General features: G+C 37.1%; 20 protein-coding genes. 15 read left to right on the forward strand and 5 right to left on the reverse strand.

All coding sequences use genetic code 11. The annotated features are described in order from the left end of the window. Window positions 1-59: 59 nt before the first annotated feature. The 5 genes from acsn021_RS04430 to acsn021_RS04450 all read left to right on the forward strand — a co-directional run bounded on the left by acsn021_RS04430 (window position 60) and on the right by acsn021_RS04450 (window position 4496). Complete coding sequence (locus acsn021_RS04430; protein ID WP_184090277.1) at window positions 60-1247, forward strand: anaerobic nitric oxide reductase flavorubredoxin; 1188 nt, start codon at window positions 60-62, stop codon at window positions 1245-1247. A 135-nt stretch (window positions 1248-1382) separates the two neighbouring features. Continuing rightward, complete coding sequence (locus acsn021_RS04435; RefSeq protein WP_184090280.1) at window positions 1383-2093, forward strand: Crp/Fnr family transcriptional regulator; 711 nt, start codon at window positions 1383-1385, stop codon at window positions 2091-2093. 151 nt (window positions 2094-2244) lie between these two features. Next, window positions 2245-2913, forward strand: coding sequence for an iron-sulfur cluster repair di-iron protein (ric, locus tag acsn021_RS04440; RefSeq protein WP_184090283.1), 669 nt, complete (start codon window positions 2245-2247; stop codon window positions 2911-2913). A 129-nt stretch (window positions 2914-3042) separates the two neighbouring features. After that, entirely contained in the window at window positions 3043-3270 is a 228-nt protein-coding gene (locus tag acsn021_RS04445; RefSeq protein WP_184090286.1) for a DUF1858 domain-containing protein, read from the forward strand. Between the two features lie 17 nt (window positions 3271-3287). Next, window positions 3288-4496: a DUF438 domain-containing protein gene (locus acsn021_RS04450; protein WP_184090289.1), complete on the forward strand. Its 1209-nt coding sequence runs from the start codon at window positions 3288-3290 to the stop codon at window positions 4494-4496. A gap of 122 nt (window positions 4497-4618) precedes the next feature. On the opposite strand, the gene acsn021_RS04455 is transcribed toward acsn021_RS04450, so the two are convergent. After that, the gene (locus acsn021_RS04455) at window positions 4619-5980 is read right to left on the reverse strand and encodes an MATE family efflux transporter (protein WP_184090971.1); all 1362 of its coding nucleotides are present in this window, start codon (window positions 5978-5980) and stop codon (window positions 4619-4621) included. 606 nt (window positions 5981-6586) lie between these two features. Here acsn021_RS04455 and rfbC point away from each other — a divergent pair. From rfbC to acsn021_RS04485, 6 genes are all read left to right on the forward strand, one after another. Continuing rightward, window positions 6587-7153, forward strand: coding sequence for a dTDP-4-dehydrorhamnose 3,5-epimerase (rfbC, locus tag acsn021_RS04460; protein WP_184090292.1), 567 nt, complete (start codon window positions 6587-6589; stop codon window positions 7151-7153). A gap of 71 nt (window positions 7154-7224) precedes the next feature. Continuing rightward, a complete protein-coding gene (gene rfbD / locus acsn021_RS04465) occupies window positions 7225-8091 on the forward strand; it encodes a dTDP-4-dehydrorhamnose reductase (protein WP_184090296.1) in 867 nt (288 codons plus the stop codon). Between the two features lie 500 nt (window positions 8092-8591). Further along, window positions 8592-9383: a cell wall hydrolase gene (locus acsn021_RS04470; RefSeq protein ID WP_184090299.1), complete on the forward strand. Its 792-nt coding sequence runs from the start codon at window positions 8592-8594 to the stop codon at window positions 9381-9383. Window positions 9384-9942: 559 nt separating this feature from the next. Beyond that, entirely contained in the window at window positions 9943-11493 is a 1551-nt protein-coding gene (locus tag acsn021_RS04475) for an ATP-binding cassette domain-containing protein (RefSeq protein ID WP_184090302.1), read from the forward strand. Window positions 11494-11640: 147 nt separating this feature from the next. Further along, on the forward strand, window positions 11641-12246 hold the full coding sequence (locus acsn021_RS04480; protein ID WP_184090305.1) for an HAD family hydrolase: 606 nt from the start codon (window positions 11641-11643) through the stop codon (window positions 12244-12246). A 196-nt stretch (window positions 12247-12442) separates the two neighbouring features. Then, window positions 12443-13453 carry a nucleoid-associated protein gene (locus acsn021_RS04485; protein ID WP_184090308.1) on the forward strand — a complete coding sequence of 337 codons (1011 nt, stop codon included), beginning with the start codon at window positions 12443-12445 and terminating at the stop codon, window positions 13451-13453. A gap of 178 nt (window positions 13454-13631) precedes the next feature. On the opposite strand, the gene acsn021_RS04490 is transcribed toward acsn021_RS04485, so the two are convergent. Beyond that, on the reverse strand, window positions 13632-14903 hold the full coding sequence (locus tag acsn021_RS04490) for a GNAT family N-acetyltransferase (protein ID WP_184090311.1): 1272 nt from the start codon (window positions 14901-14903) through the stop codon (window positions 13632-13634). Between the two features lie 240 nt (window positions 14904-15143). On the opposite strand from acsn021_RS04490, the gene acsn021_RS04495 reads away from it, so the two are divergent. After that, window positions 15144-16313, forward strand: coding sequence for an iron-containing alcohol dehydrogenase (locus acsn021_RS04495; RefSeq protein ID WP_184090315.1), 1170 nt, complete (start codon window positions 15144-15146; stop codon window positions 16311-16313). 30 nt (window positions 16314-16343) lie between these two features. Beyond that, window positions 16344-17093, forward strand: coding sequence for a hypothetical protein (locus acsn021_RS04500; protein WP_184090318.1), 750 nt, complete (start codon window positions 16344-16346; stop codon window positions 17091-17093). Between the two features lie 156 nt (window positions 17094-17249). On the opposite strand, the gene acsn021_RS04505 is transcribed toward acsn021_RS04500, so the two are convergent. Together acsn021_RS04505 and acsn021_RS04510 are read right to left on the reverse strand one after the other, a co-directional pair. Further along, a complete protein-coding gene (locus acsn021_RS04505) occupies window positions 17250-18536 on the reverse strand; it encodes an O-acetylhomoserine aminocarboxypropyltransferase/cysteine synthase family protein (RefSeq protein WP_184090321.1) in 1287 nt (428 codons plus the stop codon). 177 nt (window positions 18537-18713) lie between these two features. Continuing rightward, window positions 18714-19151 (reverse strand): RrF2 family transcriptional regulator, encoded by a 438-nt coding sequence (locus acsn021_RS04510; protein WP_184090324.1) that lies wholly within the window; start codon window positions 19149-19151, stop codon window positions 18714-18716. Between the two features lie 260 nt (window positions 19152-19411). On the opposite strand from acsn021_RS04510, the gene acsn021_RS04515 reads away from it, so the two are divergent. Next, on the forward strand, window positions 19412-20863 hold the full coding sequence (locus tag acsn021_RS04515; protein ID WP_184090327.1) for an alpha/beta fold hydrolase: 1452 nt from the start codon (window positions 19412-19414) through the stop codon (window positions 20861-20863). Between the two features lie 178 nt (window positions 20864-21041). Here acsn021_RS04515 and acsn021_RS04520 read toward each other — a convergent pair whose 3' ends face one another. Next, entirely contained in the window at window positions 21042-22454 is a 1413-nt protein-coding gene (locus acsn021_RS04520; RefSeq protein WP_197978594.1) for an MATE family efflux transporter, read from the reverse strand. Window positions 22455-22720: 266 nt separating this feature from the next. Here acsn021_RS04520 and acsn021_RS04525 point away from each other — a divergent pair, with 266 nt between their 5' ends. After that, entirely contained in the window at window positions 22721-23242 is a 522-nt protein-coding gene (locus acsn021_RS04525) for a cytidine deaminase (RefSeq protein WP_184090330.1), read from the forward strand. Window positions 23243-23405: the final 163 nt, after the last annotated feature.

Consider the following 23405-nt stretch of genomic DNA (forward strand, 5'->3'; position numbering starts at 1 on the left):
ATAGTTTTTGGAAAGGATAATTTGGTATACTAAACAAAAAAAGTTGGAGGTACAAAATTATGGCTAAGAAAATTACAGCAAAAGTTACTTGGGTTGGTAAGATAGATTGGGAATTAAAACAATTTCATGGACAGGAATATTCCACAAAAAAAGGATCTTCCTATAACTCTTACCTAATTAGGGATGAAAAAACAGTGTTGATTGATACAGTGTGGCAGCCTTACGACAAAGAATTCGTGAAACGACTAAAACAGGAGATTAATCTGAATGAAATTGATTATATAATAGCAAACCATGGAGAGATTGACCACAGCGGTGCACTTCCGGAATTACTTCGTGAAATTCCCGGTACTCCGGTCTACTGCACAGCTAAGGGTGCACAAATTCTAAAAGGTCATTATCATGAAGACTGGAATTTTGTAACGGTAAAAACAGGAGATACATTGGATATCGGAGAAAGTAAGTTGGTATTTGTAGAAGTTCCCATGCTGCACTGGCCGGATAGTATGTTTACCTATATGACAGGAGAAAACATATTGTTTAGTAACGATGCTTTCGGACAGCATTTTGCAACGGAGTCTTTGTATAATGACAAGGTTGATAATCCGGAGCTTTATCAGGAGGCAGTAAAATACTATGCGAATATTCTGACACCTTTTAGCCCGTTAGTAATTAAAAAGATTAAAGAAGTCCTTTCTTTTAACTTGCCGGTGAATCTAATTTGCCCTAGTCATGGAATTATATGGAAGGACAATCCCGCCCAGATAATTGAACATTATCTTAGTTGGGCAGACGCTTATCAGGAAAATCAGGTTACCATTGTATATGATACAATGTGGAATGCTACCAGAAAGATGGCAGAAGCCATTGGGGAAGGTATCCGCCTGGCTGATGATACAATAACTGTTAAGATTTTGAATTCAGGTATAGAAGATAAAAACGACATTATAACAGAAGTGTTCCGCTCTAAAGCAGTGCTTGTGGGTTCTCCTACAGTTAACAACGGATATCTGCATTCTCTGGGAGGGTTATTAGAAATGATAAAGGGCATGAAGTTTAAAAAGAAGAAAGCAGCTGCCTTTGGCAGTTATGGCTGGAGCGGAGAAGCTGTAAAACAGTTGTCGGAGAATTTAAGCCAAAGTGGTTTTGAAATTTTGAATGAAGGTCTAAAAACCCTTTGGGTTCCGGACGAAGATGCATTAGCTAAAGGCAGAGAGTATGGAAAAGCAATTGCTTCCAAATTATAGTAGTTAGAACTAACTCATGATAGTGTCTGTTTTACTTGTGGTACTGCTTAAAGCAAAAATCTGCTTCAAATTTGACAGTCAATGAAAAAGCCTGTACAATATAAGAAAATAACTGGAGAAAAGGGGGAAAGCCGGATGTCCGATACAGCACAATGTGTTCACTGTAAAAATCAGCTTTGCATCCATAAAGTACCTATATTTTCAGCTCTTGCACATTTAGATTTATTGAAAATTTCAGGTTTGATACATCATAGAGAGTATAAAAAAGGAGAAGCGATTTTTCAGGCTGGCGACCGTATTGATTCCATTATTATTCTGAATGAAGGAAGTGCAAAGGCTTTTAAATATACAGGAGACGGTAGAGAACAGATATTATATGTCTTTTCTGAAGGAGATTTCTTTGGTGAGCAATATTTACTGACGAATCAGACAGCAGCCTATACGATAGAAGCTTTATGTCCTGCAAAAGTCTGTATGCTGACTAAGACACGTTTTCAGGAATTGTTGACGCTCTATCCAGACATTGGCATAAAAATTATTGAGGAACTGGGACTTCGTATGGCACGTTTGGAGAATGTGGTGCAAAGTCTGGGAATCCGCAGTGTAGATGCCAGAATATGTTCTCTGTTGGTGGATTTCTCTCAAAAGTTTGGGAAAGAGGTACCGGAAGGGATATTATTAAGGCTTCCTTTAAGCCGGGAAGGACTTGCCAATTACTTGGGAGTAGCGAGGGAAACCGTCAGCCGTAAGTTAGGGCAATTAGAAGCGGATGGTTTAATACAAAGTGTCAGCAATAAAGCTATACTTATTGTAAATATGGACCAGTTAAAAGCAGCCGCGGAGTAATGGTTTTGTAAAGATAAATGAAAATCATGATTCATAAAAATTAAAATTATTTGTCATTTCATAAAAAATAGAAAAAGTTTGATTTAAATCACAGTAATCCTCCTTCTGATAAGTTATACTAAAAACAACTTATCAGAAGGAGGATTTTTCTATGAAACAAACATTCTTAGATAGTACTATTGGGCAGGTTGCCGCGAGATACCCTAAGGCAACAGAAGTGTTTCGTTCCTATGGAATAGATTTTTGCTGTGGAGGCGGACGTAGACTGTCAGAAGCATTAGAGGAAGCGAAACTTAATATAGATGAAGTTTTAGGCAGATTAGAGGAGTTAGTAAAAAAGCAGGATGGAGCGGAAGAAAATTATTTTGATATGAGTCCGGCTGTATTAACTACTTATATTGAAGATACCCATCACGATTATTTGAGGCAGGTACTGCCGGAGGTGGGAGATCTTTTATATACGCTGGTACGGGTACATGGAATGAAGCATCGGGAGCTGTATGATATCTATAAAGTATACGGACAGCTTAAAACAGATTTAGAACAGCATTTGATGAAAGAAGAACAGTTACTATTTCCGGTTTTAGAGGAGAATAAAAATCAGGAAGAAATAAGCAGGCTTTCCAAAGAAATTAAAGAAGAACATGAAGCCGCAGGTGAATTGCTCCGTAAATTAAGGGTTTTAACGGATGACTATCAGGTACCTCAGGGCGGATGCAGTACCTATAAAAAAACATTTGGACTTCTTGAGGACATCGAAAAAGATTTGCATCAACACATTCATCTGGAAAATAATGTTCTGCTAGTAGAAATAGTATAACTTATCTCGAGCAGAGGGGAAGCTTAATTTTGATTAATTATAATACGTCAGCATGCATACAGTACGCCATATTTTGGTACAATACATTTAGATGTATAAAACACTAGGGTACACAGATGGGAGTTTAATATGAAAAATATCAATGGTAACCAGACTGTTTACCAGATTTGCAAAGAATATCCACAAGTAGCGGATATTTTAGAAGAAATCGGGTTTAAAGATATCAAAAAACCGGGAATGCTTCAAACAGCCGGAAGATTTATGACTCTTAATAAAGGTGCAGTAATGAAAAAAATAAGCACAGAGTCAATGAAGGAGGCTTTTGAGAAGCAGGGTTATAACTATACAGAGGAATAACTGGAAGGAGGAATCTTATGAGCGAAAGTATTAATAACAGGGAATACCGACAAAAGGTATTAAAAGAAATTATCTCAGGGCTTCATGAAGGAAAGTCCGTTGAGGAGGTAAAAGGATTATTTGAAGAGGCTTTTAATGGTGTAGCAGCCAGTGAAATATCCGAGGCGGAAGGTGCGTTAATTGCAGAAGGGCTTCCGATTACAGAAATTCAAAAGTTGTGCGATGTCCATGCGGCAGTTTTTAAAGGTTCCATTGAAGAAATTCATCAGCCGGAGGATCAATCCCTTATACCCGGACATCCTGCCAATACCTTAAAACGGGAGAATAGAGCGCTTGAAAAAATTATTGATAAGCAGTTAGAACCTTATCTTCAAGATTTATCCTCTAAAGAAAGTCTAGTGGCTGTTAAAGAAGGAATTGATAGGTTATCGAAAGTGGATATTCACTATATAAGGAAGGAAAATCTGTTCTTTCCTTACTTAGAGAAATACGGAATCACAGCTCCGCCCAAAGTAATGTGGGGAGTCGATGATGAAATCAGACAGCAGATAAAAGGGGTAAAAGAACTTTTATCAAAAGACGCAGCAACGGATGAGTTAAGACAGGAAATTAAAGCAGTAATCGAAAGAGTAAAGGAGATGATTTTTAAAGAAGAGAATATACTTCTTCCTATGCTTCTTGAAACCTTGACCCAGGATGAGTGGAAATTGATTGCTAAAGAAAGTGATGAGATTGGTTATCTGGTAGAAACTGTACCGGTATGGAATCCGGCGGCACAGGCGAAGGCTGCTGTTTTGGAAGAAGCAAAGGAGACAGGTGTAATAACCATGCCGACAGGATTGCTTCACTCGGAAGAACTTATCCATATGTTAAATGCTCTACCCTTTGATATTACCTTTGTGGATAAAGAGGATGTAGTAAAATATTTCTCCCAAGGAGAAGAACGGATATTTCCACGTACAAAGACTGTTATCGGAAGAAATGTATCCAATTGCCATCCACCAGCCAGCGTTCATATCGTAGAACAGATTGTAGAGGACTTTAAAAGCGGTAAAAAGGACCATGAAGATTTCTGGATTAAAATGATGGATAAATATATATTAATTCGTTATTATGCAGTAAGGAATGAAAAGAAAGAGTATCTGGGGGTACTGGAAGTAACCCAAAATATTAAGCCCATACAGGAAATTACAGGTGAAAAAAGACTGGTTACAAAGAGTGAATAGTTACAACTAATAAATATGTCAGTATAAAGGAAACCCCATGATTATCAATTCTTACAATAGAATTGATGATCATGGGGTTTTGTTTTACCTAAAATTTGATAGTGCATTCTAAATAAAGGATACTACGCGGACAACGAACTTTCTTCAGAAAGTGGTGTAAGAATACTAATCTTTCTATCATAATTTCGTTTCATGAAATAGGTGCATAATACCACTGCCAGTGTTTCTGCAAGTGGAAAGCAGAACCAAACAGCCTGCATCCCCAAGGTTTTTGAAAGCAGAAAGGCAACAGGCAGAATTACAACTAGCTGTCTTGCGATAGAGATGAACATACTGTGAAGACCATTTCCTAAAGCCTGGAAGACAGAGCTTAAGACAATACAGTATCCTGCAAGGATAAAACTAATACTGATTATTCTAAGAGCTGGTATACCCAGAGTAAGCATTTCATCAGATGCGTGAAAAAATCCAAGGAGAGTTGCAGGTGCAGTTTGGAATAGCAAAAGCCCGGCAAACATAATACCGGTAGCTAGTACAACACTTAGTTTGATGGTATCCACAATCCTCTTTTTATTACCTGCTCCATAATTATAAGCAATAATGGGAATCATACCATTCGTTATACCGAATACAGGCATAAAAATAAAACTCTGTAGTTTAAAGTAAGCACCGAACACGGAGACTGCGGTAGGTGTAAAAACGATTAATATTTTATTCATTCCAAATACCATCAAGGAGCCAATGGACTGCATAATAATAGAAGGAATGCCTACCATTAAGATTGTGCTTATTGTCTTTTTGTGAGGCTTAAACCCTTTGAGAGTTAGAGTGATTTCTTTATTTTTCTTTATATTGAAATAAAAAGAAAAAGTCATTGCTATAATCTGTCCTGCTATGGTGGCAATTGCGGCACCTAATACTCCTAATTGCGGAAAACCAAGCAAACCAAAGATTAATATAGGATCAAGAACAATATTAATAACGGCACCTAAGGTCTGAGTAAGCATATTATAAAATGTGCGCCCAGTAGATTGCATAAGTCGTTCAAGAGTTATCTGAAAAAATATTCCAAATGAAAATATTGTACAGGTAGAGAGGTACTCCGTACCATATTGAATAATTTCTAAATCATCGGTCTGAATTTCAAAAAATGCTCTGGAAAAAAATATTCCAAATAGAGCAAACAAAATAGAGCTTATCACTGACAGGAATAAACCGTTTACAGCGGCCATATTAGCTTCCTTGTATTTTCTTTCACCTAAGCTTCTGGAAAGTAAGGCATTTATGCCGATACCAGTGCCCACGGAGACTGCAATCATAAGATTTTGGATTGGAAAAGCAAGGGAAAGTGCAGTAAAAGCTTTCTCATTTATCTGAGATACAAAGATGCTGTCAACAACATTGTATAGAGCTTGTACCAACATAGAGATAACCATAGGTAAGGACATGGAAATTAAAAGTTTTGGCACAGGCATAGTTCCCATCTTATTTTCTTTTAAAGTTGCGATTGTGTCTGACAAAGTAAGACCCCTTTCTTAACAGAAATTTAACCGGATATATCTTAAAATTGCGTTAAGATATATCCGGTTTTATGTCATAATAGCATTTGGATACAAACTTTTTGTATTTTTTAAAAATATAAGTGTATCACTTCCAGTTTAAATAGTAAGTGAATAAGTGGCTTATGTCAAGTGATACTTTTTTAACAATATGAATATCATAAAAGAGAGATAACTAATCTGCTTTCATTAATAATAAAACAAAAAATAGATATAAAGTTGTTGCAAATCGTTCTGAATAAGTGATATTAAAAAAAAGTAATTTCAATCTACCGGATAATATATTATAATACATATGTTGAATTGTTAAAATTTAAGTAATCCGTGTATCTATAAGATAACAGTAGAGCAGCTATCCTACATAAATGTAGACCTTCTGCCAGAGGAGAATTAGAGATTACGGAAGGTCTATAGGTTACAGATAGAAATGAAGCAGTAGGAATACAAGGAAAGGATAAAACATCACATAATGTACAGAAGGTAAAAAATAATTATGTGAATTCCACCAGAGTGGTGGTAAAGGAATAGGTTATGGGTCAGTTTAAATTTACAAAAGGCAGTATCGAAGGTTTATATGTTATAGAACCTATCTGTATAGGTGATAATCGTGGGTATTTTATGGAAACCTATAATTATGATGATTTTAAAAAAGCAGGTCTTGATATGGTCTTTGTACAGGATAATCAATCCTTGTCCAAAAAGGGAGTATTGAGAGGACTGCATTTTCAAAAAAAACATCCTCAAGGAAAATTAGTCCGTGTAATAAAAGGAGAAGTATTTGACGTAGCGGTGGACATTCGTCCAGGTTCAAAAACCTATGGGAGGTGGCAGGGTGAAATTTTGACAGAAGATAATAGAAAACAGTTCTATGTTCCTAAGGGTTTTGCTCATGGTTTTTTAGTCTTATCAGAGGAAGCGGAATTTGCCTATAAGTGTACGGATTTTTACTATCCGGAAGACCAGGATGGGATTCAATGGAATGACCCTGCGTTAGCAATCGAATGGTCTCTTAAAGATGGGATGGAACCTATTCTTGCAGATAAGGATAAAATATCGCAGGGGTTTGCAGATTTAAAAAGGCAACAATCAATGTACTAATAGATAGAAGAAATGAAACCGGAAAGGAAACCTTGAAGCTGTCACAAGGGTGATATGCAGTAGGTGTAGATATGGAAAGAAGAATTATAATAACAGGTGCAAATGGGCAGTTAGGCCATGCAATCAATAAAATAATAGGGGATAAGGCAGATATTACAATACTTAACACTGGTTCTGGAGAACCGACAGCGTATTGTCCTATAAAACTGGATATAACCAATTCTGTCGCAGTAATGAATCTAGTCCAAGATTTAAAACCAGAAATCATTATTAATTGTGCTGCCCATACGGCTGTTGATTTATGTGAGAGCGAACAGGAAAGGGCATACCGGATTAATGCACTAGGGCCCAAGAACCTTGCTGTGGCAGCAGAAGCCATGGAATCAAAGCTCATTCATATATCCACAGATTATGTATTTGATGGTGAAGGCCAAAAACCGTATACCGAGGAGGATGACACTAATCCTCAAAGTGTGTATGGAAAGACAAAATTGGAAGGTGAGAATTTTGTACGTACTTTATGTGAAAAACATTTTATTATTCGAACCGCATGGCTTTATGGTGAAGGAAGAAACTTTGTAAAGACAATGCTTCGGATTTCGGAAAACAATCCCGAAATCCGTGTTGTGTATGACCAAGTAGGATGCCCAACCAGTGCTGTAGAGTTGGCAAAAGCAATTGAATTTCTAATGGATACAAATGCATATGGTACGTATCATGGAGTTTGCAAAGGGGTGGCTTCTTGGTATGATTTTGCAGTAGAGATATTCAGACAGGCGGGAGTAGGTGTTCATGTTACCCCTATTACAACAGCAGAGTATAAAACACCTGCAAAGCGTCCTATGTATTCCGTATTGGATACTAAAAAACTAGAAGAAGCAGGATACTCCTTCCTGCCTTGGAAGGAAGCTTTAAAAGCGTACATGATGGGAACCTGAAACTATGTTTGATCAGGGATTAAACGAACCTTGAATGGTACATGAAAAATCAGTTTTGGCTGGAGCATGTAACAAGCGGAGACTATCAAAAGTATTATAAGGATATGTATCAAAAATAAGTGTGAAATATTTTTTAAGAAATAATTCATAATAAAAGGACTGTTAAAGTAATTACAGATTTGTTACCAAAGTACTATTCTGGTTAAATCTTAAGAATTAACAGTCCTTTTATAGTACATCTGCACTAGGGATTTTGGTATCAAAAATCACTGTTATGCAAAAATCACTGGTAATATCCAATGAAATTTAATGTTTACATCTGGCATTTGTTACAAAAGTAATTGAAAATGCTTGCTTTTATTAAAATGCTATGCTATAATTGTTACATAATTATTAATTGATTATTACTACCCCTTAATACTTGTTCAAAATTTGTAATAATTGATAGTTATAATTCGAGATAGGGCAAGAACGAACAGCCCTGTTAATAAGGAGACTATATGAAATTCAGAAGGTTACTAATGTGTTTGTTTGCAGGCATAGCTCTTACCAGTTTTGCGAATATTTACACATATGCAGCAGAAGAAGATAATGTTGTTACAGAAGAAACGATTATTAATAATACAACGGCAGAAGACACCGCAGCAGAACAGATTACTCCGGCAGAAACTGAGATAGTTACAACCGAGCCTACAGCAACTCCTGAACCAACCCCTACAGAAGCAGTAAAGGAAGAAGAACCAGCTGCCAAAGAGGAGCAGGTAACAGAAGAAGCTAAGGAAGAAGTAAAAGAAGCTGCAAATACAGAAGTAAAAAAAGAAACAACAAAAAAAACTACAACAAAGAAAAAGGCAGAAGCTAAAACAACTGAAACGAAAAAAACAGCAAAAGAAGAAGTTAATTATTCCGAAGCTGATTTAAGATTGTTGTCAGCATTAATATATAGTGAAGCAAACGGTGAATCATATAATGGTAAATTAGCCGTGGCAATTGTGGTTATGAACCGTACGAAATCCAAGTCTTTCCCGGATAGTGTAAAAGGTGTCATCTATCAGAAATATCAATTTGGACCTGTGACCAACGGTTCCTTGAATAGAGCACTCAATGAATATGATAATGGCAAGTTTACCTCTACTTTAGAGAAAGAGTGCATCAAGGCAGCGAAAGAGGCACTTAGCGGCACTGTAAGCATTCAAACGAATGGGAAATCAAAAGATTTTAGCAAGTATTTGTTTTTTAGCGGAAGATTAAGAGGTTATACATTTAGCCTTGGCAATCATCAGTTTAAATAATATTAATGGCTGATGTAAAATGAAAGTTCAGAGGAGTTTTCATTTTACATCAGCCTATTTTAGTATTTGACAAGTATAATAAATTATTAAGTATCTCTTGACGGATGTATACGCCTATGATAATATAAAAATAAGATTTGAATATAAAATAAGAAAGGAAAGAACGATGATTAATAAAAAACATAGTAGTCAGCTGAATAAGTCTATATGTATATTGAATTGTCGTTTTACCTTGTCTAATTATATTAAAATGGATATGTAATAAAGGATACATGGTTGATATCCTTATATATTTACATAGCCGTTGAGTCTCGTAAATTTTTTACGGTATAATTAAAGAAATGCAGACACTTTCAATATAGAAAGTGTCTTTTTTGCGTTTTATAAGAGAGTTAACAGGAGAATTAAATGTGTGAAAAATAAAATTTGCATTATAAGTAGATGATTCTGCCAGGAGGTGGGAAGATGATAGTGACAGGAGAAGGATAAGGAATATTTAATTAAAACGCAATTTGTGCTTATGCTCAAAGTAACGAAATATAGAGGAATGGAGATTTATATGTTAGATATCAGAAATGTAACCATAACCAATAAAGAAGATAGTCGGATTATTATAAAGGATTTTAATTTTAACTTAAATCAAGGGGACAAGGTGGTAATAATAGGAGAAGAAGGCAATGGGAAAAGCACGCTGTTAAAATTCATGTATGATAAAGAATTATTAGACGGATACTGTGAATATACTGGGCAGGTTGCGGGAAAAGTGAAGCTTGCATACCTTGAGCAGGAGATGGACGTAACGTGGAATGGTCGAACAATTGCAGAATTTTTAGCAGAAACAGATATTTATAGCTGCACTAATCCGAGTATTTGGAATATGAATATAAATCCTGAGCTTTTTACCAGTAATCAGCTTATGGAAACTTTGTCAGGCGGTGAAAAGGTGAAGCTCAGACTGTTAAAACTAACAGCAGAAGAGCCGGATATTATGCTTTTGGATGAGCCAACCAATGATTTAGATGTGGAAACCTTAGAATGGCTTGAAGATTTTATGAACCAGTCCAAGCATCCAATTATTTATGTCTCTCACGATGAAACCTTGATTGAAAATACAGCAAATGTTATAATTCATTTGGAGCAATTAAAGCGTAAAACAGAACCTCATCATACCATAATGTATATGGGATATCAGGAATACGTGGAGAAAAGGCTAAAAGGATTGTTAAAGCAGGAGATGGTAGCCAGAAAACAACGGGAAGAGTACAAGAACCAGATGAATCGCTGGCAGCAGATTTATAACAAGGTAGAGAGTCAGCAGGACTCTATTACCAGACAAAATCCGGCCGGAGGCAGGTTGTTAAAGAAAAAAATTAAGAATCTAAAATCTCAGGAGAAACGGCTGGAAAAGCAGCAGGAAGAGTTCTTAGATATACCTGACGCAGAGGAAGCAATTCTATTCCGCTTTCCAAAAGAGATTGAAGTACCAAAAGGAAAAAAAGTATTAGAATATAGGTTGGATGAATTAACAGTCAGTGTAACCGGTGATAGTAGACTGCTTGCTAAGGATTTATTGTTACGAGTAACTGGACCGGAGCATATTGCCATTATAGGGGAGAATGGTATTGGTAAAACCACTTTCTTAAGAAGAATTGCTAAAGAACTTTTAGAGAGAAAGGACATCAAGGCAGGTTATATGCCCCAGAATTATCGTGAGGTACTAGATTATAATGCATATCCGGTTGAGTACCTAGCAGCTTCCGGTCAAAAGGAAGATATGACAAAAGCCTTTACCTATATGGGAGGAATGAAATTCACCAGGGATGAAATGGAGCATACAATAGGCGAATTAAGCGGGGGACAAAAGGCAAAACTGATTCTACTTAGAATGATTTTAGAAGGTTGTAATGTGCTGATATTAGATGAACCTACCAGAAACTTAAGTCCCTTGTCAGGGCCTGTTATCCGTAAAGTACTTTCTGAATATGGAGGAACTATAATCAGCGTTACACACGACAGAAAGTATATGAAAGAGATTGCAACTACTATCTACAAACTAACAGGTAAAGGGCTTTTGAATATGGGCTCAGGAGAAGACTTTTTACCAGAGTAGTTAACAGACAGATGGGTATATCTAATCCATGAGTCTTGCAATTGTCTATATAAAATATTGTAAAAGAAAGGAACGCCACATATTAATTTGAACCTTATTTGTGGCAATAACATATCTGTTCATAGATGTGTTAAAAAGGATACTAATATGATTAAAACCATAGTGTTAGACATTGGACAGGTACTTGCACATTTTAGATGGCAGGAGTACTTACAAGATTGCGGTTACGATGAAGAAACCATAAGAAAAATAGGGAATGCTACAGTCCTTGGAAAATACTGGGGAGAGCAGGATAGAGGTGCCATTCGTGAAGAAGAACTGATTAAGCTGTGCTGTGATTTGGAGCCGGAGGTAACAGAAGAAATAAGGAAGTTTTTTGAGGATATTACTTTAACAGTCAGAGAATATCCATATGCAGAGCAGTTTATTAAAGATTTAAAAAGTAATGGCTATAAGGTATATCTGCTGTCTAATTACGGTGATAGAAATTTTCAATATGCCAAGGAACATTTTAGATTTGTTCCCTGTGCGGATGGAGGTGTTATATCCTACGAAATCAAGCATATAAAACCGGAACCGGAGATATACCAGGCCTTGCTGGATAAATATCAGTTTAATCCGAAAGAGGCGGTCTTTCTAGACGATTCCCTGGCTAATCTTGAGGGGGCTAAAGCGTTTGGCTTTTCAACAATTCATGTTACAAACTTTAACATTGCCTTAGAGGAATTAAGAAATCTGGGTATCAAAATCTAACGACTGTCCGGGAATCAATTGCGAACCAATCATTTTAAGCCTCTAGTTAAAGTATTTCGCTATTACCTACCCAGATTGTGGGTGCAAGGCTCTATCCCTTTGTACTTTGCTTTATGAAAATCGCAGATGCATCTTTGAGAAAGGGCTTTTGACACCTACACACTGTCTGGATACTATATAAGAAAAGGAGAAGAACATGGAACGGGATGAAATTATAATTCGAAAAGCCATCGTACATATATTGGACTCTACAATTGGTATGCCCGTATTATCAGATCATTTGTTAGAGCTTGGACCGGATTTGAATGATTTTTTAAGAGGACATATTTTTAAGATTGCCTCTAGTGATGATATGAAAAGCTGCAATTTTAACCAAGAGGAGTCTTTTGTTTATCAGTGTATACAGGATTTTAGAGAAGAGGATTTGATTAGGGTAAGTCAGGAAATTGCCAAATATTTATATACTATTTTGAATCAGAATATAGACATTACACCAGGTGATTTATTTATAGTTACGTATCAGTATGGCAGTACCCTCTACCTGGCTTTTTTAAAGATGAATTACAAAGAATCGTATATTCATTATGCATCAACCGATGAAGAGGGGAACTATAACGATATTATTAAACAAAAAGTAACTCTGCCTTCTGATAGTACTAAATTATCGGAAGCAGTTTTAATAAATCTTTCTGACTATTCTGTTAAGCTGGTGGAGAAGAAATACGAGATAAACGGTGTAAAAACCAATTATCTTTCAGAAATCTTTTTGCAGTGTCAAACGAAGTTATCCCCTAAGGCTAAGCTTAATATTATTACGAAAGCAGTGGAGCAAATACAGGAAAAATACTACGAAGATGATTTTGATAAGCACATGGAGGTTAAGGCAATCATTCATCAGGAGTATATGGAGCAAGGAGCCATTAATGTAGAAAGCATCCGTGAAAAGATATTTGGCGAGCAAAATGAAATCAAAGAGGAATTCACAGAAAAATTGGAAAAATATAATCTGCACACAGAGGAAGTTAAACCTCAGAATAAACAGACTACTAAAAAATTTGAAAAACAGTACCTAACTACGGACACTGGCATCGAAATCAATATACCTATGGATCAATATAATGATAAAAATAATGTAGAGTTTATCACAAATCCGGACGGAACTATTTCTGTCTTAATTAAAAATATAAGCAAAATAACCACAAAATAAAGAATAAGAGTAGAAACTCCTATTATAAAGTTTTATATAATGAGAAAGAAGAAAGTGTAAATTAGCAAAAAAGATACGCTTTCTTCTTTTTTTATCTGATGGGACTTTTTTAGCTTTCTATTAAGATACAATATTTGGAAGAATTATCTTGGAACAAACAGTTACAGACACACACATGCTAGAAAGGGTTATGAATCCAGCAGGGTTTTTTAAAGATAAGAGAGGCTGCTTTTTCCTTCGAGCAATTCAAGGTAATACCCTTCTGATATTCTAAATCAGATATTTGGTATTTACCAATTATGGCTGCGGAAAATTGATTTATAGTCATTTCCAGGTCAGGTTTTTTCAACGATTCAGCAGAGTAGTTGTCAGCTTCATTGGTGTGGGTATTTGAGGCTTCGCTTATAACTTGTGTTGCTTTTCCATTGGTAAATGTAACTGTAAATATCCGGTCATTCTCTGGTAAAATAGAGTCGTAGACTTGGAGGCTTATTATACCGCTGCCCTGATAGTTAGCCTGTTCTAATAATTTATGTACATTGATAGCTCTTACCATACCATTTTGATTGAAGCTTCTATAGCTGGATGACTGGGAATAGTCCTCGCAAAAATAATCTAGACAGAGAGTTACAGGGGCATGAAAACGGATTTTGTCATAATCAGCAGAAAAGGTTTTGGCAAAAGCCATAAGAGCTTTCAAACTTTCAAAGCCGTCAAAAATTAATTCTTTACATTCTAGTATTACGGCATCTTTGTCTTCTTTCCTTTCAAAAATCAGATAACCTGCCGCCTTTCCAGCAGCATTTTTGTAAAGATAAGCCGAACGGCTGCCTTTAAAGGGGTCCGCGGACTTTAATACTTCCCAGTCATAAGAGTCTCTATGAACCATCATATTATATTTGTCTGCGTAGTCCTTATAAACAGCTTCGAATTCGGTGTAGTCTTTAAAAGGGCGGTATAAAGAAAAGGTTCCCTTTGACTTATACTCTGGAATAGTGTTTAAATCCAGGCACCATTGTATGGAAGTACAAGCGGGGATGTAACCGAAGTTACCATAGAACTGTTCACTAAAGGGGTAGAGGTAGGAAAAGGCTGAGCCATTGTTGTACATATCTCTTAAGCCATGCTTAAAGCACTCTCTGACAGCACCTTTTCTACGATGCTGAGGATAGGTACATACACCCCCAATACCGGACATTGGAACAACTTTTCCGTCAAAAGTAACTTCGTAAGGCAGTATACTAATGCAGGACATCATCTCACCGGTATCAGTAAATGCTGCCAGAGTCTGGTTAAAATAAGCATCACTTTTGGAATGAGGATTTTTTTTGATATGGTCGGCATAATCTTCACAAGTTTTGTCATTGGTGTCATGTGACCAGTTAAAGCAGAGGGCGGAGATATTTCTTGCCTCCATTAATTCAGTCTCTTTTATGTATCGGGTTAACATGATTTATTCCTCCTGTAAGTGTTTGTATCATAATTATAACAGGGGAAATATGGTTATACAACACTGCTTTTATATTTGCCTTTGTTTTTGGGATTAATTATACGGTACGCTGGCTGATATTATGGCAAGTATATTCAAGGAGAGTAGTCTTGACATGAACATAACTGAAAGGTAATATGTTAGTAGGCAAATGTATTGATAATAACTGTAGGCGCAGGTTTGCGCAGATTGGAGTGATATATGAACAATTTTACTTTTTACAGTCCAACCTATTTTGCTTTTGGTAAGGGGGAGGAAAATCATACCGGAGAATATGTAAAACGTTTTGGAGGCAGCAAAGTGCTTCTTCATTACGGAGGGGGTTCGGTTGTACGTTCCGGTTTACTTGGAAGAGTAAAGGAATCTTTGGTAAATGCGGGGATTGAGTATCTGGAACTTGGAGGAGTTATGCCAAATCCCAGAAGTGGTCTGGTATATACCGGAATCGAACGGTGTAAAAGCAACGGAATTGATTTTGTTCTGGCTGTAGGAGGCGGAAGTGTAATTGATTCTGCTAAAGCTATTGCAGCAGGTGCACGCTACGATGGAGATTTTTGGGATTTCTATGAAGGGAAACAGGTTGAAAGTGCTTTAAAAGTGGGAACTGTATTAACTATAGCAGCAGCTGGCAGCGAAGGTTCTGGGGATTCCGTAATAACGAAAGAAGAAGGTATGTTAAAACGTGGAACCGGAAGCGATGTTTTACGTCCTATGTTTTCTATCTTAAATCCGGAACTTACCACGACTCTTCCGGCTTATCAGACTGCCTGCGGAGCAGTAGATATTATGGCTCATGTTTTTGAACGCTATTTTACGAATACACCGGAAGTGGAAGTAACAGACCGTTTCTGTGAAGCAGTACTGTTAACTATGGTAAAAGAAGTACCTAGAGTGATACAGTCACCGGACAACTATGAGGTCAGAGCCAATATTATGTGGGCGGGAATGGTAGCCCATAATAATCTGGTTGGTGTAGGCAGGGAACAGGATTGGTCAAGCCATGTTATTGAACATGAATTATCTGCTCTTTATGACTGTGCCCATGGTGCAGGACTGGCAGTGGTATTTCCTGCCTGGATGACCTATGTAATGAAGCACGACTGTAACCGTTTTGCTCAACTTGCTGTTCGTGTATGGGGCTGTTCTATGAATTTCGCTGACCCGGAAGCAACTGCAAAAGAAGGCATTGAACGGTTTAAAAGCTTCTTAACTGCAATTGGTATGCCGATTAACTTTAAGGAACTTGGTGCAATGGAAGAGGATATACCAAAGCTTGCTGCCAAAATCGGCCTAAAAGCAGGAGAAACCTTTGGAAGTTTTGTGCCTTTAACCACCCAGGATGTAGAGAATATATTAAAACTTGCACTATAGATTTTTAACGAAAGATAGATTGGAGGTACTATGGGTAAAAAACATAAGAAAATATGGTTGCTAGTAATGTTTGTTGTTGCTCTTTTTACTATGACAGCCTGCAAGGGTAAATCTGATACCGATTCTAAAGAGACAGAAAAGCCCACACAAACGCCTCTTACAGTAACAGCAACACCCACACCCACACCCACTGATGCGGCACAAGAAACAGAGGAAGAAAGCAGCAATGAAACGACAGCAGTGATAAGCAGTGAAAGTGCTGCTAAGCGGATATTGGGAGTGATTGGTGAAAGAGGCTACTATATTGAACTAGTAAACGAGAATCTGGCTGTAGGTAAAAAAACATATTATGAATTCCAAATCAGTGATAGTTCTGAAATTATTTCACCCAATGTATTAGTAGAGAAGATAAGCGGTGAGCTTCTAGGCTATAATAATGACGGAAGTACCGTTGAATTCTCAACGCATCCACTTTATCCTGCCGATGGTAATTCTGGTGAAAACAGTGCGTTTACTAAAGAGGATGCATTGAATAAACTGAAAGAATTAACTGCTGAAACATTAAATTTAGCGAAGGAATTGGATAATTATACCATCATATTTGACGATTGGTCAACAAAAGTGAATGATGCCCTAGATTGCTATGGAATTAATGTGTATGAGGATATGGGTGACAGAATGAATTTCATGGGAAGATATTTTGTATCAGTTGACGGTCGTAAGATATTCCGTGAGGACAGTGTTGAAGAGAAATTTATCGAATTAGAACAGGTGCACTAAATTGCACATCTGAAAAGAATGGATTAACTTCATTAAAATATTAATCATTTTAATGAAAGTTAAGTGCTATAACTTTCATTAGTATAGTGTGGAAGTTATAGCACTTTTTTCAAAGATTTATTTTATGGTTGAGATACTATTTAGAGAGGGAAATGGTTACTTGCCAAGAGCCTGTTCAATATCATAAATTAAGTCGTCAATGTGTTCTGTGCCGACAGAGAGACGAATGGTGTTTGGTTTGATGCCAGAAGAAAGAAGCTCTTCCTCAGTCATCTGAGAATGCGTCGTACTTGCCGGATGGATTACCAAAGATTTTACATCTGCAACATTAGCCAGTAAGGAGAAGATTTCTAAATGGTCGATGAATTCTCTGGCTTCGTCAGCGCCTCCTTTGATTTCAAAGGTGAAGATAGAACTTCCGTCATTAGGAAAATATTCTTTGTATAGTGCATGGTATGGATTATCCGGCAGGGATGGATGATTTACCCTTTCTACCTTTGGATGATTTTTTAAGTAATCCACGATTTTTAGTGTGTTTTCCACATGTCGTTCTACCCGTAAAGATAAGGTTTCCAGACCTTGCAGGAATAAAAAGGAGTGAAACGGACTGATGCAGGCACCGGTGTCCCTCATTAAAGTGACTCTGATTTTAGTAATATAAGCAGCAGCGCCTACAGCTTTTGTAAAGCTTATTCCATGATAGCTGGGGTTAGGGTCGGTAAGGGAAGGGAATTTACCTGAGGCAGCCCAATCAAATTTACCAGAATCAATTATGACACCACCAATAGAGGTACCGTGGCCACCGATAAATTTAGTTGCTGAGTGAACGATAACATCAGCACCGTATTCGATGGGTCGAAGCAGATAGGGCGTTGCAAACGTATTGTCTACAATTAACGGAATACCATGGCTGTGAGCCAAATCCGCAACCGCCTTTATATCAATAATGCTCGAATTGGGGTTACCAAGACTTTCAATAAATATAGCTTTTGTATTTGGCTGTATTGCTTTTTCAAAACTTTCATGCTCATCAGGATTTACGAAGGTGGTAGCTATACCAAATTCTTTGAAAGTATGGGCAAATAGATTATATGTTCCACCATAAATTGTATTGGCGGATACGATATGATCTCCGGTGCGGGCTATGTTTTGAACGGCATAAGTAATAGCCGCAGAACCAGAAGCAGTAGCAAGGGCAGCGATTCCGCCTTCTAAGGCCGCAATCCTCTGTTCAAAGACATCGGAAGTAGGATTCATTAAACGAGTATAAATGTTGCCGCCTTCTGATAAGTTAAATCGTCCGGCTGCCTGGGATGAATCTGCAAAAACATAAGAGGTTGTCTGATAGATGGGTACACAACGAGCATCTGTAGCAGGGTCAGGCTTTTCCTGACCAACATGAAGCTGAAGAGTTTCGAACTTTAATTTGCGTTTTTCTGACATAAAATACCGCCTTTCAATTTTGATAGAAATTATAGACAAAGCAATAGGGAAAAAGTATGATAAACCTGAGCTATTGCTATTGTGTTCACAAGGAGAATAGGGTATTATACAAGTGGGACAAATAAGGAACATAGAATAGCTGTTTCGTAATTATTTAACACGCTTCGAAATGAGAGTTTAGATAACATAGTCATTTCCTGTTAAGCTGTTTTGTTTATCAACCAGGTCTGCTAAAGTTATATTATCTACTACATTTCGAATGGCATTATCTAATTTTTGCCATACGTCTAAGGTAGCACAGTGTCCGCTGCGGTTACATTGATTCGGTTCATCCTCTAAACAGGCGACAGGCGACAGACTTCCCTCAATGAGACGGAGAATCATTCCTACGGTATATTCTTCCGGTGGCTTTGCCAGACGATAACCGCCTTGGGAACCCCGTGTACTTTTGACATATCCGGCTTTGCTAAGTTGGGTAATAATTTGTTCCAGGTATTTATCAGAAATTTCCTGCCTTGCTGCAATACTCTTAATTGTTATATATTCACCCGTATTGTGAAGGGCTAAATCTAACATTAATCGAAGGGCATAACGGCCCTTGGTAGAAATTTTCATAGGTACCTCCTATTAAATGTAGCAACTATTTTGGAAGCTTTCATATAGGTATTTCAGCAGTTATTTAGACTGCTAAGATTGATTTGTTATTATTTCATTATAGTATCATGGGAATAGTAGGATATCAAGCAAAATCGTAACCGGTATTGCCAAACAACATTCTGATTTTTAAGTGTGTAAGTGTATGTCGCACTCGTCATACATATTTATGTATACAGTACTCGTGCATGTAGCAGTTGAGCACACAGATGGGAGTTTATATGAAAAGAATAATTTATTGTTTGCTTTTCCTTGCAGTTATTGTGCTTAGCGTTGGATGTCAAAAGAAACCAGCTGATACACCGCAAAACCAACCAAAGCCCACTGAAGAAGCAGAGAATACATTCGGGCAAGAAGAAGTCTCAGAAACGTTGAATGAGACTACGTATACTAAGGTAAGTGGGGAGAATACAACCATTGCGCAGGAATTTGTCAAGGATTTATCAGCAGAGGATTTTGATAAGCTAAAGGAAGCTTACAACTATGACGAAAACATGCAAAAAGCAATAACTGCACAGGACACTATAAGTGCAGTTATTTACTACAATGAGATGTATGGTGAATTAAAAGAATTAAAGGAGCCATATCTTCTGTCAGTAGGTGCGTACCAGTACGTTGTGCTGCCGGCCAAGGCATCAAAGCTGAATTTTAATTATCAGGTGGCCTTTGATGCAAAACAGAATATAGTAGGATTTACTTATGCCGAGTATAATGACAAAGGCGCGCCTGCCGCTGAAAGTATACCGGAAGGTGTAACAGAAACAAATTACACCTTTACGAGTGGAGGATTTGCATTAGAAGGTACATTGACATTGCCGGATGTAATTGCTCATCCATTTCAGGGAGAGGGATATCCGGTTGTAATTCTGGTACATGGTTCAGGTGCATCTGACAGAGATGAGAGTATCTATGAAAATAAACCTTTTAGGGATATAGCCTGGTATCTGGCCAAGCAGGGTGTGGCTACGTTTCGTTATGACAAAAGAAACTATAGGTACGGACAAGAGATGCTGGAAAATAAAAATATTACTTTATACGACGAAACGATTGAAGATGTTGTAACTGCCTTTAATATGGTAAGAGGACTAGTAAACGTTAATCCTGACAGGATATTTATCTTGGGACACAGTCTTGGCGGTTATGCTCTTCCAAGAATCGCAAAAGAAGCAGAAGCAGCCGGGGTTATCTTCATGGCAGCACCTGCTGAGCATATGAAGGAATATATTCTTTTGCAATATGAGTATTTAGCAAAAGAAGATGGTTCCGTGACGGATGAAGAGAAGAGTATAATTGATAAGGTAAAAGAACAAGTTAAACTTTTAGAGAACCCGGAAGAGATTACTGAAAATCAGGTAGTGTTAGGTGCTTATAAGGATTACTGGATTGATATGGCAGCTTACAATCCAATTGAACTTGCTAAGGAAATCCGGGTGCCGGTTTTGGTAATGCAGGGAGAGAGAGATTACCAGGTAACAACGAAGCAGTATTCCATGTGGAAAAACAACTTTGAACAGAGCCCCAATTGGGTATTCAAAAGCTACGAACGCCTGAATCACTTTATGACAGCAGGAGAAGGAGCTTCCGGTTCCTCAGAATACATGGTAAAAGCAAATGTCAGTGAAGAAGCAATGAAAGATATTGCTGATTTTGTGCATGGAAATCTGCGAAAATAAATTATAAAGCATAAGTCATTATAAAGTAGGCAAACAATAAAGAAGGCTCCTTTAGTATCCTTATAATAAACTGTTTTTAAAGACATGTTATGGCAATATGTTTTTAAGTCTGTTTATTAAGGAATTTAAAGGAGCCTTTTTTTTAGTCAATTGGCTAAACTATAAATAAAAGAATGTTTTATAAAGTGATTTTAGTCCATTTGCCGTTGGAAAATCGTATAAAGTTTAATACCAGCCTTAAAATCTGATCACCACATAATGCAATCCAGGCGCCATAAAGACCCATGTCAACCGGAAAGCATAAAAGCCAGGTAAGAAAGGGACGGATTAGTGTTACACTAATCATAGATACAATGGCAACAAAGATAGTGTCTCCGGCACCTCTTAGACAGCCAGACATAATAACCTGAGAGGTTTGTGCGTGTGTGGTAAAGGCAATAATAATCATTATCCCAGAGCCTAAGAGTACCACCTCAGGTTCTGAATTAAACAAGGTAATCAGATATTTTCCTGTGCCTATAAAAAAGATAAATAACAGGGTTGAGACCATAAAAGCAAGTCTTTGACCTGCTTTTCCATAAATAATTGCCATGTCAGGTCTTTTTCTACCAAGACTTTGACCAACTAAGGATGAGGCTGCAATGGAAAATCCATCTCCAAAACAGAAAGACAGGTTGAGAATATTCATGCAAATTAAATGAGTGGCATAAGCTGTTGTACCAAGTTTCGCTACAAGAATGGCATATACTAAAAATCCTATTCTCATAAAAACCTGCTCTATAAAAGCGCTGGATCCAACCTTTGTAATAGGAGTCAAAACTTCTTTGGTAAGTCGCCAGCTTCCCTTAACTCTGAGGCTCAAGAAAGAATCTTTTCTTAACAAGGTAGCAATTGAGATAATACAGGCTGCAATAGAACCGAGACAGGTTGCAATAGCAGCACCTGTTACACCAAGCTTTGGAAAAAAGCCGATACCGTTAATAAGGAAGTAATTAAATACAACATTAACCAGATTAGATACTATGTTAGTACGCATCGAGATTTTTGTATTACCGCTTCCCCTTTGAGCAGCATTAATTGTGAGGTTAAGTGAAGTAAAGAAGATACTGACCATTAGTACTCTAAAATAACTGACAGCATCCTGAAAATAGGAGGACTCAGCACCTGAAAACCTTAAGATTGGAGCAGCAAAGATAGAGCCTAGGATAGCCATTGTTAAAGCTATGATAAAGCTCAACAAGATACCTGCTCTTAGACTGCGATTGGCACCTTCTCTATCATTTTGACCTTTTCTGCGTGCTACAACAGCAGTAATACCTATATTTAAGGAAAATATCATTGCAAGAAGAATAAACTTTGGCTGATTGGTAATGCCCACTGCGGTAATAGCTCCTTTACCAAGGCTTCCTACCATTATGGTATCTACAGAGCCTACAAGGCCTACCAGTAAGGATTCCAATGCTGATGGCCAGGCTACCTTAAGAAAATCCTGATACACTTCTTTTGTTGGGGGAAGTTCGCCAGTTACCAGCTGAGGTTTGATCATTCCTTTTACAGAGAAAAAATGTTTTGTTTTTTGTACTACATTCATGATAAAATAAACCCTCTGTCCTATGTATTGTGCCAGAATAAAACAGCAATACTATCAGTATAGCATGATAAAAAAAATAAGCAATGGATATATACGTAAATACTAAGAATTAATTAATAAATTGCGAACACAAATCAAATATAGTATAATAGATTAAAAGACAAAACCTATTTTTCAATAGCTTGCTTTGTGTGGTGTATGAATTTTTACACTAGAGCACATAGAAGATGAGTTTAGCAATGAAGAATTTTATAAGGAGTGATTTTATGGCTACAGAAATTAATGGTATCGATAAAAATCAATTGGCTTGCAGAAAGCAGGAAGAATTGGTTCCAACATTAAGCGGACAGGAACTGGTAGGTATATTAAAAGAAGACACATGCAAACAATTAATTCGTGAAGCTATTGATAGCTTGAATTATTCCTATACTCCTTATTCGGAATTTAAAGTAGGAGCCGCCTTGTTAACAAAGGATTATCAGATAATTAAAGGCTGTAACATAGAAAATGCTACCTATACACCAACCAACTGTGCTGAGCGAACTGCATTTTTTAAAGCTATAAGTGAAGGGAATAAGGACTTTCTGGCAATAGCCATTGTAGGAGGAAAAAACGGAGTGCTGACTGATTATTGTCCTCCTTGTGGAGTGTGTCGGCAGGTTATGATGGAATTCTGCAATCCTAAAAGCTTTCTGGTTATTTTAGCAAAATCGGAAAATGATTATTGGATATATACCTTAGAGGAGCTTCTTCCCATGGGATTTTCTCCTTCAAATCTTAACAGATAAAGTATAAATATACAAGGTGAAGAAAGGTCTGGTTTAATGTAAACCAGGCTTTTCTTTATACAAAAACAGTGGTTGTTTTAGGCAATCTTTACTAAAGAAAAGAGCCTTTATTTCAGGCGGGAATAGTATTTGTCTATGAATCAAAAGGAAGAGATTGTAAAGA

The organism is Anaerocolumna cellulosilytica, assembly GCF_014218335.1.
GTDB lineage: Bacteria > Bacillota > Clostridia > Lachnospirales > Lachnospiraceae > Anaerocolumna > Anaerocolumna cellulosilytica.